Origin of the sequence: Ochrobactrum vermis, assembly GCF_002975205.1 — a bacterium.
Lineage (GTDB): Bacteria > Pseudomonadota > Alphaproteobacteria > Rhizobiales > Rhizobiaceae > Brucella > Brucella vermis.
The window spans coordinates 848,930-864,140 of the sequence record NZ_PCOC01000001.1; the positions used below are offsets into that span (position 1 = coordinate 848,930).

Consider the following 15,211-nt stretch of genomic DNA (forward strand, 5'->3'; position numbering starts at 1 on the left):
AAATAATGGTGGATGAGGTTGACCGAATCAACCGGAAAAGTCCTCGTCGGCCAAAATGTGACCGACGAGGTGACGCCTGCCGAAGCGAGCCACCCCGCTACAGACGCCATAACCCATACAAAATCCGAATGCGTATGTTCCCTAAAAAATACCCTGCCTAGAATGATAAGGCAGGGTTGCGTCAGTTTAGTGCAAGCGTGGTATGCTGACGCGAGGTGGTATCGATGCATTGCGTGAAACTGCGTTGAAGCAGATTTGTTCCCATCACCGGCTAGTCTGTGTTGGCCGCCTCAATGTTGGAGTTGGCAGCCGGGAAACTGTCGTGCGGGTGGCGGAACTGATATTTTTGATGAGCCAGTCGGACAGCCAGTTCGGTGATGTAGCCGAGGTCGCGAAGCCCGCTCTCATAGAGCATTACGATTGTGCTAGACAAATCGATTGCAACATAATCGAGCTCGCTCTCTTCAAGCGTGGCTGCTGCGCTCGAATAACAGCGCCTCATAAAATTGACTTCTTCGAGCGTGTAAATACGGCTCGCTTCATTGAAAAACGGCATAGCTAGCCTCCCTCCAGTTGTGAACCAAAGTAAAAGCCGTTGCGGCGTTCATTCGTGCGATACTGGTTAATGCATAACAGCCGAGAAAGTTTCTGTGAAACTTACCGTGTGACGCGGATTGGCTTAGAACAAACTTGCCTGCTCTTCCTTATTATCATTGCTTGGTGTGAGGTCGATCAGATCGGCATCGGGCAGGGGCTTTTGCATCTCCTTGGCCTCGTCCCACGGAGCGCGTAGCCAGGTGTCGATTTCTTCCGTGGTGCGGAGAATGACAGGCATTGCCTTTGGGTGGATTGGCTTCACGACAGCATTCGGCTCTGTGTGAGGAACGCAAAGATATCGACCTCGACCGGTCCTTCCTTCTTCTTCCGCACGCCTTTCCGACCGGTCCAGATGCCAGCGAATGCGAAAAGCGGCTTCGCTTCATTGAGAGCGAACCAGTAAAGCGGCTTGCGCTTGGTCTTCGGGTCAGGTTCCTGCCCATATTCGGAAAACGAGGTGGCCGGGACAACGCATCGGCTTTCGACACCCTGCCAGCGTCTCCAGTGAGGCGAGGTGAGGTTGCGGATATTCGTTACTCCGCCATCTGCTTCACCCCTCACATACATCGGCGGCGTAGGCATGCCCCAGCGGAGCATTGCTAGTCACCTGGAACCAAAGTAAGCTTCATTTGTTCTTCTTCTGTCACAAGTGCAGGAGTTTGACCAATGGTTGGCAGGCAGGCGGACGTCATCGTTCTGAGTGACGCAGATAGAAATTTCCTTGAAACTCAGGTGCGTCGGCATAGAGCGCCACGCTCCTTGTCAGATCGATGCCGGATGATATTGCTGTGCGCGCAGGGTTTGCAAAGCAAGGACGTTGCCGAACGCCTGGGTGTTCACGAGCACACTGTTGGCAAGTGGCGCCGCCGGTTCGTGCAAGATGGCATTGAAGGGCTGACAGATGAATATCGTACGGGTCGACCGCGAACTGTTTCAGACGCTCAGGTTGCTGAAGTTGTCGAGCGTACATTGAACACCACTCCCAAGGATGCCACGCACTGGTCCATTCGTTCGATGGCAGCTAACAGCGGCCTCTCGCATACCACCATCCGTCGGATATGGAGCGCATTTGGCTTGCAGCCGCATCGTGCCGAGACATTCAAGCTTTCCTCTGATCCGCTCTTCGTCGATAAAGTTCAGGACATCGTCGGCCTCTATATGTCGCCACCAGACCGGGCGATTGTGCTCTGCGTGGATGAGAAATCGCAAATCCAGGCATTGGATCGCGAGCAGCCTGTGCTGCCCATGGCGCCAGGTGTCGCCGAACGACGTACCCATACCTATGTCCGCAACGGCACGACATCGCTGTTCGCCGCGCTCGACATTGCCACTGGGGCGGTGATAGGTCGTTGCTACAAGCGTCACCGGGCGACTGAATTCCTTGACTTCCTGAAGCGGATCGACGCCGAAATGCCCAATGGGCCGGACGTGCATCTGGTAATGGACAACTATGCGACCCACAAGACGCCGAGGATCAAGGCCTGGCTCGCGCGCCGCCCACACTGGCATGTTCACTTCACACCAACGTCGGCATCCTGGATCAATCAGGTAGAGCGGTGGTTCGCAGAACTGACACGAAAGCAGTTGCAGCGCGGCGTACATCGTTCCACCGCAGAACTGGAAGCCGACATTGACACCTTCATCGAAATCCACAACGAAAACCCCACCCCATATAAGTGGGTCAAATCCGCCGACCAAATCCTCGCTTCGGTCAAGCGTTTCTGCCAAAAAACAATGAACCGAACTTCAGATTCAGGTGACTAGCTCCGGTTCGTCACCCTTTACATTGCGCAAAACCGGTGCGGGATAGTCGGGAAAGATATCCATCTGGGGATCGACGCGGTTCGTCATGTCTCCGAACTTCGGAAACAGGCGCCGCATGGCCTCATGTGCCGTGGTCAGATTATATAGATTGCACATGCGCTCCTCCTCGTTGCGAAGAGAATAGCGCGCTTCAACGTTTCGTCTACTGTGCAAAAAGGTGTGAGGGTCGTTTAAAATTCCATAATAGAATCAATGTGCACTTATGCCGCCACACCTTTGTACTAACTGATTGTTTTCAAATACATAATTGTAAAAAAATTGCAGTCCTGTCGGGATCGCCACTTTCTTTTCATCTGTCACCGGCCAACGTATTTTACCTTTTTGGTCAAAAGCTCACCCTTTTTGCCAAGGTAAATTACCCTTGGGCGTTTTTGGGCGAATGGACGTCTTATCGAGCCATCTTTTGCCTCAAACTCAAGTGTCATAACGGATTTTTCGAAATTTGAGACAGGGCGTAGCCACGCTTTTCCAGCAGCAGAAATGCGCTCAAGGCGCTTGATATGGACACCGGGGGCACTGGGAAGAACATTCACCGCCGGTTGGTCACGGCCTGTAGCAGTGATGCTTGAACCAGATCGAAGGCCGTCAGACCGGGCAATCGCGAGAAGAAGGTGTTGGGATCACCGCTCGGCGATACACGCGACCAGATGCTCGTGACATAGAGTTTTTGATCGTGCCAGATGACATTGGCGATAAGGTCACCGCTATCCTCTCCATCCTTCTTCGTGACGGAAAAGCGAAATTGACGTGACGCGACGCCGGCTTTCTTGAAATCCTCGTCCTCGCTGCTTGCCAGAAGCGTTGGCGGCTTCACGTCCGGGGACTGCTGCACGAAATAATCGCGGATCAGAGCTGGTCCAATCTCCTGAATATCCGGCTTGTCCTTTCGATCCTGTGCGAACAGCCAGAACAACCCTTCCGTGCGACCGTCCTTTTCGCGCTGAAGGTGGAGTTCGGCCGGCAATGAACCCTTGAAGTCGTTGATCGCCACTTTCCAGATGTCGGGAACCGTCAGGGCGACCGTTTGCCTGCCGATCCGGATATCGATCCGTTTCAAATATTCGTCGTAGGCCTGAACGCGGCCATTGCTGAAGATCAGGTTCGTGAACAATGCACCGGCGACGTTGTGTGCGATCTTGCCGATCTCCTTGCGCTCACCGTCATTGGCCGCTTTGGCCAAATCGGCGACGACGTGGAAGGTGAGCACCTTGTCGCCACGCGAAAAGCATTGGCTGAAGACACCGCTTTTGTAGGGTGTTTCGGCTGGCTGCACAGCGAAGGCTTGTGTGGCTGAATAATCAGCCACGGAACTGATCTGGCGCAGCGTGTATCCGGAAGTTTCGATCTCGTAGGCACAAACGCGGGCGGCCGATGCTGGCGTCGTGAGACGGTAACCCTTGATCGTCGCCTCGATCGGCGCGTCGGCGAGCCTGATCTTTCCGATGATCCTTACGCTGCCGATCTCCCTGGAAGCATCGAGTTCACGCATTGTGGTGATTTGCACCTTTGCGGTATCAGGCACATAGGTTTCGAAATTGATGTCGTCGTCACCGAAATCAAATGTCTTGAGGGACCAGCCGTTCGTTTCCTTCTTCTCCATCCTGATCGTGGGCACGATCGAACTCTCGGCAAGAGCTGGCATGGTGACGGATGTGCCGACAAGGGCAACCACCAGCAGTATTGGGCTCATTGATCGCTGAAGCATCGGCAAAATCCTTTCCTGCAAAAGCGACGGCGGCGGTCCTTAGCTTCCATTGGCACGAGCCCATAAAAGCGCTTCGACCGTCTGCTGCGGATTTTTCAGCTTGGCAATGCGCCTCAGCTCCTTATCCTTGAACGGATTGCCGGAGATATGGAGGCCGAATGGTCCGCTTCCCGCCTTTTCTTCGAGCTTGGTGAGTTCGCCCAGCTCCTTTGGCAGCGTCTCCAGCTTGCAGTCCCGAAGTTGGAGACTGAGCAGTTTCGTCAGCCGCCCTATCTGCGGGGAGAGCGCCTTGAGCGAATTCCCCTCGAAATCAAGCTGAATGAGTTCGGCCAAACCAAAGACCTCATCCGGGATCTTGTGCCGGGACGAGTAACCCAGGGACAGGCTTCGAAGGTTCGGGAAATTGGCGAGATAGCCATCGGGGATCTCCAGCCATTCGGTGCGCTCCAGCCCAAGTGTCTTGATGCTGGTTGACGGCCGGTCGAGATGCGGCAGCCTGGTGAGCGCGCTGCGACCAAGATAAAGCCCTTCCAGTCCGGCCATGAGAAGGAGGGATGCCGGGATCTCGCGCAACGGATTTCCGAAAAGCGATAACTGTTCAAGCCGGAGCATTTCCGTGAACCGCTCCGGCAAGGTCTCTATCCTGTTGTCCATCAGAAACAAGAACGCGATGCCTCCCGATTGATACAGTTCATCGGGAATCGTCCGCAGCTTCAGACTATTTAGGTCGAGCGTATCGTGCGAATGCCGGCTGAGCAGGTAATCGAGATCGTCATCGTTCGGCCACTCATCCAGCGTCGCCGGGTCGGGCCGACCCGCCGCACGCCAGGCGATGCGGTCAAGCGCGAGTTGATAGCCCTGCGCCGGCGTCAAGTCATCGGGAAGATCGGTCGCCCATGGTGCAAACCGCGGCATCACCATCTCACTCGCCGTTGACTGAACCAGTTTTCCCATTTCGCCTACGTTCCGCTTAATCGCGTGCCGGTTCGTTGAACCAGAACAGGGTAACGATCGTGCCGACAGGCATAAACCACGAGACGAGCTGAAACCAACCGCTTCTGTTCGTGTCGTGCAGTCGCCGTGTGGTGACGGAGAAAAACGGTATCATTGTAACGACCAGCAAGATCGTAACAACAAGGTCCGGGAGATTGAGCCGGACCAGCACGAAGAGAAGCAACACATAGAAAAGCATCGCATACCAGAATTCCGTACGGCTCGCTCTACCCTTGAAATCAAGGTATCCGGTAACGAATCTCACGACCACAGTCGGAAAGTCGACAGGCGAAGCCGCCATACCGAAGCGGTTAGGGCCTTGGGGTGGTTTGTTCTTGTAGGAAATTACAAAAACAAAAAGCAGCGAAACCAATATACCAAAAGCAAAAATCCAATGCATTAATCTGGAAGCTCCTTTCTTCTAACACCTGGTCGGGGGAGTCCTCAGCGAGTCGGGAATACCGTCAAGGGATTGGCTTCACAAGGAATTGATAAACGGGCATGAGTTCCCAGGAGCCGTTCGGGAAAATGAAGGTATCGCTATAACAGTTTTTGAACATTATTCGATATCGTGAAGAACAGATTTCAAATTCTCGCTCTTCACCTATGGAACCGAAACTTACATCCGCAAACCTGTCATCGGTATCATCCAATAAGGTCCCGTATATATCCCACTCGCTTTCCCTAGCCTCGTCGTCGTTAAGAAAAATTTCCAAACGGGGATTTTCTCTTTTTCCAAATGCGTAGGACAGTTTGAATACGAGGCCGAAAGCTTCCGCGTGGTATGGGTTATACGGCACCTGCATGATGCTGATCTTCTGAATCGTAATGAGTGAACTCCATTTCTCGTTCCAGTCGCCCGCATTATCACTGTCGGTTGCCATTCGAACGTGTTGAGCTTGTTGTTTGTCCATTGATGAGACGAGCTCGACTTTTGCATTTTTCGCAACAAGCTGACTCGGATACGCCTATGTTTCAAGTTCAAGGGTAATTTACCTTGGCAAAAAGGTAATTTTGCTGTTGACCGCCGAAGTTGACCTGTTGATTCTCAATGGGTTATAGTGATCCCAAGGGTAATTTATCGTGGCAACCGGCACATCTCCTGCACTTCATTTAATGGCGGGCACGGTGTCGCGAAATTTAGAGCGCACCCCGAAAAGTGCGCGACCGTTTTCCGGGCGCGCACTCAAAAAAGGGAAGTCACAATCGACTCCCCATTTCGCTATTTGTATCCAACGATCATCAGTGCCCAGAAAGGACAAGTGTCTGCACTGGCAACATCACAGCCTGAATTCTCAGAATCATGGCGTGAACAAGGCCTGTGGCATCGACAGCGTGCAGGAATATCGATCGCATCGTCCCGGCTTTGCCGGACTGCAATTCCTTATGGTTGCTTGTGTATGCGTTCGCGACACAGCTGCTACCTGGAGGAATGTCAGCCAGTTGCCCTCCGTAGAGAGGCTCAAGAGTGACAGTGATCGTTCCCGGCTTCGCCAATTGCTGAATGTCGACCAACTGGTCGCTCGCTCGCACCTGTCCGCCAGCGATAACATCTTGTACTTCGGTTACGACCATCGGAATAATGGTAAATGGCTTCCCAATGCATGTGGCTTCGGCAATCATGCCGGGCTTCATAACTTGGGCTTCGATCTGCCCGAAACCGGCAACAAGGGCTATTCGGCCTGCTGTTTCCGGCACCAGTATCCCGGCAGGACGAAGCAGTGGATTGACGACCTCTCCGGCGCGTAGCGTGAATTGTTGAACAGTTCCCGAAACGCCTGCCTTCACGACGGTCTTGCCGAGTTCCACCTCTGCCTGAGAAGCCAAGGCCTCTGAACTTGCCTTTTGTGCCGGAAGCAATGTGGTGATCTTCGTTTCGAGCGTCTGCTTGTTGGCGGTTGCCGCTGCCAGTTCGCTACCTCTGCCATCCGCTATCGACCGGAGACGTTCAATGTCCTTGCGAGCGACAATATTGGGGTTGCGGCGTTGCAGTTCGAGCTGGGTATCTACATCGCTTTGCGCTTGGACGAAGGCTGCTTCTGCTTGTTTTATCCGGGCATCGGATGCCACGAGATCGCTTTTGGCAACAATCGTTTCGGCATCGATTTCGGCGATCTGCTTCCTGGCCGTTTCCAGCGCCGCCTTTTGTTTGCTGTCATCGAGTTTGAACAGCGGCTCGCCAGCTTTCACCTTCTGGTTTCGCGTGACGTACACTTCATCGACCCGTCCGCCTATTTCCGGAAGAATGGTTACCGTTCGGAATGCAGCAGTAACATGGGATGTAGATGGATGGTAATAGAAAATGATGGTGATCAGGGAGACTGTGAGGATGAGGCAAGCCGTGATCCCCCATCTGAGCTCAAACCACACGGAATAAACTGTAATTTCGCGCCCGATCCGTTTCCCCTGACCAAATCGGCGGTAGAGGTAATCGGGGAGTATGGTGATCATGGAGCAAAGCAAGAATTCAAACATTATTTCTGCTCCTGCGGGTTATGATCGGTATTGAGGGGCGCGCCCATGTCGACCGCAGCCGTTGGATCGGCAAGATTTTGCGAGGTGGCTGTCGCAGCTTGCGGCGCAACATCATTGCTGGCAGGAACGGTTGGTGCCGGAGAGGAAGGCGGAATTGTCAGATGAAGTCCCCGGCGAGCAATGATGCGGAGAGACCTGGCCATCGACGTAACTGGCGACAGGAAGTCCGGCAGTTCCGTCATAGCCAGCAAAAGCGCTGCAATCCAGAACAGTTGATTGTGAGTGAAGAGCGCTATCAATCCCAATACAGCAACAAGCTGGATCTGGACTTTATGTGTCCGGTGGGCAATGTGTTCGGGGAGTGCATGAAGTCTCAGATAGAGAATCCCGGTTAGAAACACGACACAGACCAGGAAAACAATGACGATGTTCAAAAGCACATCGGTTTGGCCTGGTGGAGTTATAAATGCGGGTATGTGTCCAACCGCTGCTTTATGAACGGCATTCGCTGTTTGGTCCATATTGCCTCCAGCCTTTTTGTGTTGGCGTCCCATGCGCTTAACCGGATGGTGACGATGAGGAGCGCGGCAGTTCACCAACAAATGCGACCGAAAAATGTCGGTTCCATCCCATTGTATCAAATCGCAATATGTTTGTGGTAACTTCAGATTAGTGAGCAGAAAATTACCGGTAAGGGCTCATAATATCTAGAAAATTTGCCGCCGCCTGTAGCGAATATTGACTTGAGAAGACTATCGACGGTCTTCATGTTCAAGCACGTCGGCTATCCCAGATAACCCTTTGGAGGTTCATCCTGCAAAAACAAACAGCAGCACAATGGGCGCTACAGCTTCTGGACTGGAATCGAAAACACCTGGTCCAGGGTGGTGCACTTACCGAGGCGATCATCGCGGAGAAATTCTCGGATCAGTTTGTCGTCAAGGTAAACGGGAGCGTTCACCCTGCTAGTCATTCTAACTATCTGGCTTTTCTTGATGGTTTCCGCAGCACGATCCACACGATTGACTATGATGTACAAGAGGTGGTCGCTGAAGAAAATTCAGCGGTGCTGGCAATGGCGGCGACAGTCATTCGTCTTGATAGAATCATCGACCATTTCGAAGCGATGCTGCTATTGAAATTCAATGAAGCAGGCCTTGTCACCCTGTGGCACAAAGTTTACCTGAAGACGCAGTAAGGCCCCGGCGCAGTTATCCAGCAAAGATAAAATGAGAGAAGGCCGCGTTCACGGCGTTTTCAGTTTTTGTTGTCGTGTCAGTTACTGCCCATGCGGGCCGTCCGGTCCACGCTGTCTCATGTAAACCCGCGGCCCATGATTACCGGGACGTCCATGCCAGTCGGGGCGGTCATGCCATCCACGGCGATCCCAGTGTCTGTCCCGATAGTATCTGCGATCACGATACCAGTAGTCATCGCGGTCATCGAGAGCAGAACCTATAGCGACGCCTGCAATGAGCGGAATGCCGATGAGCGCAGCCGTTCGGCCGAAATCATCGGAATAACCGCTGGATGTTCCCTCCCGAAATGCCAGATAGCGCGACGATGCCCAACCATAGGTCGGGCCGTAGCTGACCTGACACCAGCCGTAGCCGGATGTGCAGCCGCGCACGGTCACGGGCGCGCCACTTGGGATGGAGCCCAGCGTCGCATAGCGCGTGCCGGGGCCGGTGCGGATATTGAGGTTGGTGGTGGATATGGCGTTCGCCGCCTGCGCTGCGCCCGCCGCAAATACGCCCACAGCAATTAGGGCGGCTTTGAGAGCAAGCTTCATCGGAGTTCTCCCTGAACTGTCTCTATCGCTTCTAAAACGATAGCGGCGAATGAAGGTTCCAATCCAGGTAAACAGGTCGTGGGTGTCGAACAGCAAAAAAGCGCCGGAGAACCGGCGCTTTCGATGATCCTTGCTGATTGCTGGAACTATCGCCTGCAGCGAGCCACATACATGCGGCCGTGACGGTCACGATATTGGCAATTGCCGTTGCGCAGTTCACGCACCAGCAGGCCGCCCAAGGCGCCCGCGCCAGCACCGATAAGCGCGCCGCGTCCGCCACCCGCAATGCCGCCGATAATGGCCCCCGCACCGGTGCCGATGGAAATATCCTTTTCCGTGGTCGTGCAGCCCGTTATTGCGAGCAAAGCAACCAACCCAAGCGCCACTTTCCGCATCCCTGTCTCCTCCTGAGAAAAATCAGACTAAGCTTAAACGATTGATTTCGTGATCGGTTGCGTTGGAATCCGCAAGTCTGCGTGAAAAATATCGCAAACCGAAACAGCGTCAATGGCGACGATGGCGCAGGATGACTGCAATGGCTAGTCCAGCCAGTCCGATTGCGATAACGCCTTGCAGAATGAAAACCCAATTCATCATGATGTAGTCCTCTGACACTTAGCCTATTGAGGGCGCGCGCACGAATTTGGCCTCTTCCTAGCGCATTTTGGACGGATGGGAAATGCGCGTTAACCGCTTTGAGCTAGGCCTATGAAATCATTAAAATTATTTAATGGGAGCATTCATTTGGCATTCACATTGACGGGCGCATTTTCGGTACATCGAACATAACAAAGGAAGCCGATATGAAGCCGATCGTTATTGCTCTTACTGCCTTTTCCTTTCTCGCGGCACCTGCTGCGATGGCACAATCTTATCCGTCGCATCACGGCAAGCCGTCTTACAGTCAGATGCACAAGGGCGGTCCGAAATATGACGCGCGTAAGTATGACAACCGCCGTCACCAGAGCTGGAAGACGGGTAACCGTCTGCCGCCAAACTATCGCGGTCACGTCGTGAACAATTATTCGGGCTACAAGTTGCGTAAGCCGCCACGTGGCTATCACTGGGTCAAGGTCAACAATGATTATATGATGATCGGCATCGCGACCGGAATCATTTCATCCATTGTCGCGGGCCGGTAATCAATCGCAGGGTTGGAAGAAAGGCGGCCAATGGCCGCCTTTTCAAATCTGCACGATCAGTTCTCGGGGCCGAAATACTTGGCTTTCAGCTTGGCGACTGCTTCATTCTCATGGGCGCTGATGATCGCGATGCTCGCGGGTTTGACAAGCTCGCTATGGCGCGGAAACGCAAAGCCATATTTATCCGGGCTGAATATATTGCCGACCAGATCGACAGGTTGGTCGGCGTGCTGGTGGGCATAATATTCCAGAACAGGTCCGTCGCTGACGATTGCCGCGATTTCATCATTGACGAGTGCGTTCACGGCTTCAGGAAGGTGATCGAAAGGAACTGTTGCGATCGAGCGTGACCTCAGGAATTGTTCCGCGACACTGCCAGAACGCACACCTACGGATTTCCCCTGCAAGTCGGCGAGGCTCGAAATATTGTTGTCGATATGGGCGACGGTCATCACGCTTGTAATCGACGAGGTCAGGTAGGCGATAATCGCTATGCCGAATACCATCCAGAACGTTTGCCAGATGCGCCCCATCCAGCCGAACAGGTTTTTCCGCGAGGTTTTGCCAGATGTCGCGATGGAAACCACGTGATGGAAGCTTTCCGCCAGTCCCTCGCGCCAGCGCTTCGGAAAACCTGCATCAAAACGCCTGTCGAAGATCGTCAGCAATATGGTGGCGGTAATAAGAATGCCGAGAATCCAAGCATAGGTTACCAGATGCCCGGCATCATCAAGGCGATTGATTAAATCGTCCCAGCCGTTGCCTGCTTCTGTATGCACCATGATGCGTAAACCCGCATCAAACCATGGATGGGTGAAATCCACGATTTCGGCGCGCTGTTCCGTGATGGTCAGGTTGGTGACGGCGGCTTCAACCTTGCCTTCCGATACAGCTTTTACGAGTTCGGCATAGTTCGGATATTCCACATATTGCGAAGCGAGGCTCATTCGCGCGGCGATATCCTGCCAGATATCGATTGCCATGCCGGAATAGGCATTGCCCTGCTTGTTGACGAAGGGCTCGCTGACATAGACGCCGACCTGCACCGGTTTGGGTGCTTGTTGAGCGTATGAAGCCGATGAAATCACCACTAAAAGTAGAATGAGAAGTGATCTGTGTAGGCTGTGATTGATAAAGTTCTTTACTGGTATTAACGACAAAACAGTTCCCCATAAACTCCAGTACTGACTGCAATTTAGATAAGGTCGGTATTTCAATTATATTAATATTTACTTCTATTGGAATCGGAATATTGGTGGCAATATTATTATTAGTATATGCTAAATTAATTTATTGTCTGCCTCTTTCCCATATGGAACCGAACGCCGCCTGTTCAGTTATTGCGGCTAACAAGCCTAATTTCAAAAAGCATGCGTGCGAAAACGAAAAGGCTGAAGAGGGGTTCATGGAGAGCATCGACAATCCGGATTCTGCGGTGCGTTCCGTCACGACTGCACCACCACGCCTGCCGACGCTGGCGGCAATGGCCGTTGCCGTTGCTATTCTCTATTTTGCAAAAGACGTCTTTCTGCCACTCGCGATAGCTGTGCTGCTGACGTTTGCGCTTGCGCCAATCGTCGCCTTTCTGCGCAGGGCAGGTCTTCCGCGAGTGTTCGCGGTGATTACGAGCGTGGCAGGCGGGTTTTTGATCGTGGCTGTATTCAGCGCGGTGGTTGCCTTTCAGGTCTCGGAAGTCGGGCAGAATATCTCGCTCTATCAATATAACATCATTGAGAAAATCCGGACCCTCAAGGAAGCAAGCTCCGACAACAGCTTCTTCGACAGGCTCAACCGCTTTGCCGAGCGCATCGGCACCGAAATCAACAGGCCGGAACAAAAAACACAGGCTTTGCCTTCGGACCAGCCGGAGGAAAAGCCGCTCCTCGTCCAGATATTTGCGCCGCGCCATCCGGTTGAAACGCTTCGGAGCATAATCGAACCACTCATAGGTCCGCTGGCGACGACCGGGCTTGTCGTTGTTGTGGTGATTTTCATGCTGCTCGAACGGGAGGAACTGCGGGATCGCTTCATAAGGCTGGTCGGCTATGGTGATCTTCACCGCACGACAGAAGCCTTGCAGGATGCGGGAAAGCGGGTCGGTCAGTATTTGCTGACCCAGCTTGTGGTGAATATAACCTATGGCGTGCCTCTCGCCTTCGGTCTCTGGATACTGGGTATTCCGAATGCGGCTCTATGGGGAATGCTGGCCATCGTTTTGCGCTTCGTTCCCTATATCGGACCGGTCATTGCGGCGATCCTGCCGCTGTTCCTCGCCTTTGCCGTCGCTCCGGGCTGGAGCCTGTTGCTCTGGACGATCGGGCTCTTCGTCATCATCGAGCTTCTTATAAACAATGTGATCGAGCCGTGGCTTTACGGTTCTCGCACCGGCCTGTCACCGCTCGCGATCATTGTATCTGCCATTTTCTGGACATGGCTGTGGGGGCCTGTCGGACTTGTTCTATCAACACCTTTGACGGTCTGCCTTGTGGTGTTGGGACGTCATGTGCCGCAGTTTGAATTTCTGGAAATTCTGTTTGGCAACGAACCTGTGCTCGATCCGAAAGAACGCCTCTATCAACGCCTTTTGGCCGGTGATCCGGATGAGGCTACGGATAATGCCGAGGAAATGCTGGAGCAAAAATATCTGGTCGAGTTTTACGGCTCGGTCGCTATTCCCGCTCTCTTGATGGCAGAGCAAGACCGCCTTCGTGGAGTTCTGACTGAGCCGCAACTTCAGATCGTTGCCGAAAGCGCGAAGACGCTGGTCGCCAATCTGGAGCAGATTGCGAGCGAGGAAGAAGGTGATGACGAGGAGATAGCGATTGAGAATCCGGACGGGGATGACAGTGCTTCCGATCTGGAGCTTCCTTCTGGCGAAGGCCGTTCGCTTCTGACCTTCGGGGGCAGAAAGGGGCTCGACGATACGGCTGCAATCATGCTGGCGCAGGTGCTTGCCGTACAGGGCGCTTCAGCGGAAGCCGTTGCGCATGATGCGCTGAAACCGGCAAATCTCCGGGCGCTGGATCTTTCCGGAAGGGATACGCTGCTTATCTGTTTTCTGGATCGGCAGGCGGCGCGCCACGCCCGGTTTGCCGTTCGCCGTCTGCGACGGCGGCGGCCTTCTGTGCGTATAGGCGTGGTGCTATGGCATGATCTGAGCGAAGCACGATCCGTTGACCGCGAGGCATTACGGGAAGAAATGCAGGCGGATTTCGTCGCCTGCACCATGATAGAGGCCGTCGTGGAAGGGCTCTCCGAAATCGTGCCGAAACCCTTGAAGACGGCAACGAAAACGGTCCGCGCGCGGTCGCGCAAGGTGGCCGCTGCAAAACAGAATTAGATCGCTGCAAAGCCTTTTTCGAGGTCTGCAATGAGGTCCGGCACGTCCTCCAGCCCGATCTGCAGTCGGATCACCGGCCCCGGATAGTCGCCTTTTGCTACCGTCCGGTCATTGAGGCGGACATGAACGGCGAGACTTTCATAGCCGCCCCAGGAATAGCCAAGACCGAAAATCTCCAGTGCATCGAGGAAGGCATGGGCTTCCTTTTGCCCGCCACTGGCAAGCACGATGGAGAAAATGCCGGAGGAGCCGGAAAAGTCCCGTTTCCAGATTTCATGGCCGGGATGGCTTTCCAGTGCCGGATGCAGAACCCGGTCAACGGCCGGATGGCTTTCAAGCCAACGGGCGATCTCCAGTGCGCTCTTGCGATGATGTTCCAGCCGCACGCCCATGGTCCGCATGCCGCGCAGGATCTGGTAGGTGTCGTCAGCCGACGTGCACAGTCCAAGCGTTCCGTGGGTTTCCAGAAGCTGCGGCCAGCATTTTTCGTTGGCCGAAACCGTGCCGAACAGAATATCGGAATGGCCGGACGGATATTTGGTCGAGGCATGGATGGTAATGTCCACGCCGAAATCGAGCGCCTTGAAATAAAGCGGGGTTGCCCATGTATTGTCCATCATGACAATGGCGCCGCCCTTGTGCGCTTCTTCAACGATAGCCGGAATGTCTTGCATCTCGAACGTGTTGGATGCCGGTGATTCCGTGAACACGACCTTGGTGTTCGGGCGCATCAGCTTCGCGATGCCGGAACCAATCTCCGGATCGTAATATTCGACGTCCACGCCCATACGCTTCAGGATCGTATCGGCAAAATGACGGGTCGGATTATAAATCGAATCGACAAACAGCGCGTGATCGCCCGGTGACAGGAAAGCGAGGAGCGGAATGGTAACCGCTGCGAGCCCGGATGGGACGCAGACGGTGCCCGCCGATCCTTCGAGCGCATCGATTGCTGCGCAAAGCGCATCGCTGGTCGGCGTGCCGCGTGTCCCGTAGGTGTATTTCTGGCCGCCGGTCACCATCGTTTCCGCATCTGGAAAAAGGACGGTCGAGGCGCGGACAACGGGTGGATTGACGAAGCCATGATAGTCGCGTGGCTGATAGCCGTCGTGAGTGAGCCGTGTGTTTATACCCAGCTTCTCTGTCTTGCCCTGCTGCTTAGTCACGAAAATGCCTCCAGACCATGTTGCATGCTATCCCACCGATTCTCGAACGAGAGGATTCTGCCGGGGCGCATCAAGGTCGGCTGCGGCAAAAAGATCTGCGATTCCGTTTGCGGCGGAAACTTTGAATACTTGGATAGGATGCGCGCGTGCTGGATGCAACCTCGCGCGCTGTTTGTT

At 53.9% G+C, this 15,211-nt stretch carries 16 protein-coding genes and 1 pseudogene; 4 read left to right on the forward strand and 13 right to left on the reverse strand.

Features of this window, described 5'->3' with window-relative positions; genetic code table 11:
- Positions 1-271 precede the first annotated feature (271 nt).
- Both CQZ93_RS04085 and CQZ93_RS04090 read right to left on the reverse strand, forming a co-directional pair.
- A complete protein-coding gene (locus CQZ93_RS04085) occupies positions 272-556 on the reverse strand; it encodes a hypothetical protein (protein WP_105541458.1) in 285 nt (94 codons plus the stop codon).
- Between the two features lie 123 nt (positions 557-679).
- Positions 680-1,200 (reverse strand): annotated as a pseudogene (locus CQZ93_RS04090) (SOS response-associated peptidase family protein); the annotation flags it as partial.
- 63 nt (positions 1,201-1,263) lie between these two features.
- Here CQZ93_RS04090 and CQZ93_RS04095 point away from each other — a divergent pair.
- The gene (locus CQZ93_RS04095; RefSeq protein ID WP_105541459.1) at positions 1,264-2,361 is read left to right on the forward strand and encodes an IS630 family transposase; all 1,098 of its coding nucleotides are present in this window, start codon (positions 1,264-1,266) and stop codon (positions 2,359-2,361) included.
- Here the strand turns inward: CQZ93_RS04095 and CQZ93_RS04100 are convergent.
- The 7 genes from CQZ93_RS04100 to CQZ93_RS04130 all read right to left on the reverse strand — a co-directional run bounded on the left by CQZ93_RS04100 (position 2,350) and on the right by CQZ93_RS04130 (position 8,115).
- Positions 2,350-2,517: a hypothetical protein gene (locus CQZ93_RS04100; RefSeq protein ID WP_286152030.1), complete on the reverse strand. Its 168-nt coding sequence runs from the start codon at positions 2,515-2,517 to the stop codon at positions 2,350-2,352. The genes CQZ93_RS04095 and CQZ93_RS04100 overlap by 12 nt on opposite strands.
- A 433-nt stretch (positions 2,518-2,950) precedes the next feature.
- Entirely contained in the window at positions 2,951-4,126 is a 1,176-nt protein-coding gene (locus CQZ93_RS04105; RefSeq protein ID WP_146114424.1) for a hypothetical protein, read from the reverse strand.
- Between the two features lie 39 nt (positions 4,127-4,165).
- Positions 4,166-4,999 carry a leucine-rich repeat domain-containing protein gene (locus CQZ93_RS04110; protein ID WP_146114425.1) on the reverse strand — a complete coding sequence of 278 codons (834 nt, stop codon included), beginning with the start codon at positions 4,997-4,999 and terminating at the stop codon, positions 4,166-4,168.
- Positions 5,000-5,096: 97 nt separating this feature from the next.
- Positions 5,097-5,519: a DUF805 domain-containing protein gene (locus tag CQZ93_RS04115; RefSeq protein WP_105541462.1), complete on the reverse strand. Its 423-nt coding sequence runs from the start codon at positions 5,517-5,519 to the stop codon at positions 5,097-5,099.
- A 64-nt stretch (positions 5,520-5,583) separates the two neighbouring features.
- Positions 5,584-6,033, reverse strand: coding sequence for a hypothetical protein (locus tag CQZ93_RS04120; protein ID WP_105541463.1), 450 nt, complete (start codon positions 6,031-6,033; stop codon positions 5,584-5,586).
- Between the two features lie 328 nt (positions 6,034-6,361).
- The gene (locus CQZ93_RS04125; RefSeq protein ID WP_105541464.1) at positions 6,362-7,594 is read right to left on the reverse strand and encodes an HlyD family secretion protein; all 1,233 of its coding nucleotides are present in this window, start codon (positions 7,592-7,594) and stop codon (positions 6,362-6,364) included.
- Complete coding sequence (locus tag CQZ93_RS04130; protein ID WP_286152032.1) at positions 7,594-8,115, reverse strand: hypothetical protein; 522 nt, start codon at positions 8,113-8,115, stop codon at positions 7,594-7,596. Before CQZ93_RS04130 ends, CQZ93_RS04125 begins: the two co-directional genes overlap by 1 nt.
- Before the next feature lie 521 nt (positions 8,116-8,636).
- On the opposite strand from CQZ93_RS04130, the gene CQZ93_RS26835 reads away from it, so the two are divergent.
- Positions 8,637-8,792 (forward strand): hypothetical protein, encoded by a 156-nt coding sequence (locus tag CQZ93_RS26835; RefSeq protein WP_286152034.1) that lies wholly within the window; start codon positions 8,637-8,639, stop codon positions 8,790-8,792.
- Between the two features lie 81 nt (positions 8,793-8,873).
- Here CQZ93_RS26835 and CQZ93_RS04140 read toward each other — a convergent pair whose 3' ends face one another.
- Together CQZ93_RS04140 and CQZ93_RS04145 are read right to left on the reverse strand one after the other, a co-directional pair.
- A complete protein-coding gene (locus CQZ93_RS04140; protein WP_105541467.1) occupies positions 8,874-9,386 on the reverse strand; it encodes an SH3 domain-containing protein in 513 nt (170 codons plus the stop codon).
- Positions 9,387-9,532: 146 nt separating this feature from the next.
- Positions 9,533-9,781 (reverse strand): YMGG-like glycine zipper-containing protein, encoded by a 249-nt coding sequence (locus CQZ93_RS04145; protein ID WP_012092366.1) that lies wholly within the window; start codon positions 9,779-9,781, stop codon positions 9,533-9,535.
- A 408-nt stretch (positions 9,782-10,189) separates the two neighbouring features.
- On the opposite strand from CQZ93_RS04145, the gene CQZ93_RS04150 reads away from it, so the two are divergent.
- Positions 10,190-10,528 (forward strand): RcnB family protein, encoded by a 339-nt coding sequence (locus CQZ93_RS04150; RefSeq protein ID WP_105541468.1) that lies wholly within the window; start codon positions 10,190-10,192, stop codon positions 10,526-10,528.
- A 56-nt stretch (positions 10,529-10,584) separates the two neighbouring features.
- Here the strand turns inward: CQZ93_RS04150 and CQZ93_RS04155 are convergent, their stop codons facing one another.
- Complete coding sequence (locus CQZ93_RS04155) at positions 10,585-11,574, reverse strand: transporter substrate-binding domain-containing protein (protein WP_286152044.1); 990 nt, start codon at positions 11,572-11,574, stop codon at positions 10,585-10,587.
- 359 nt (positions 11,575-11,933) lie between these two features.
- On the opposite strand from CQZ93_RS04155, the gene CQZ93_RS04160 reads away from it, so the two are divergent.
- Entirely contained in the window at positions 11,934-13,868 is a 1,935-nt protein-coding gene (locus CQZ93_RS04160) for an AI-2E family transporter (RefSeq protein WP_105543163.1), read from the forward strand.
- Here CQZ93_RS04160 and CQZ93_RS04165 read toward each other — a convergent pair.
- Positions 13,865-15,034: a cystathionine beta-lyase gene (locus CQZ93_RS04165; protein ID WP_105541470.1), complete on the reverse strand. Its 1,170-nt coding sequence runs from the start codon at positions 15,032-15,034 to the stop codon at positions 13,865-13,867. The genes CQZ93_RS04160 and CQZ93_RS04165 overlap by 4 nt on opposite strands.
- Between the last annotated feature and the right edge of the window lie 177 nt (positions 15,035-15,211).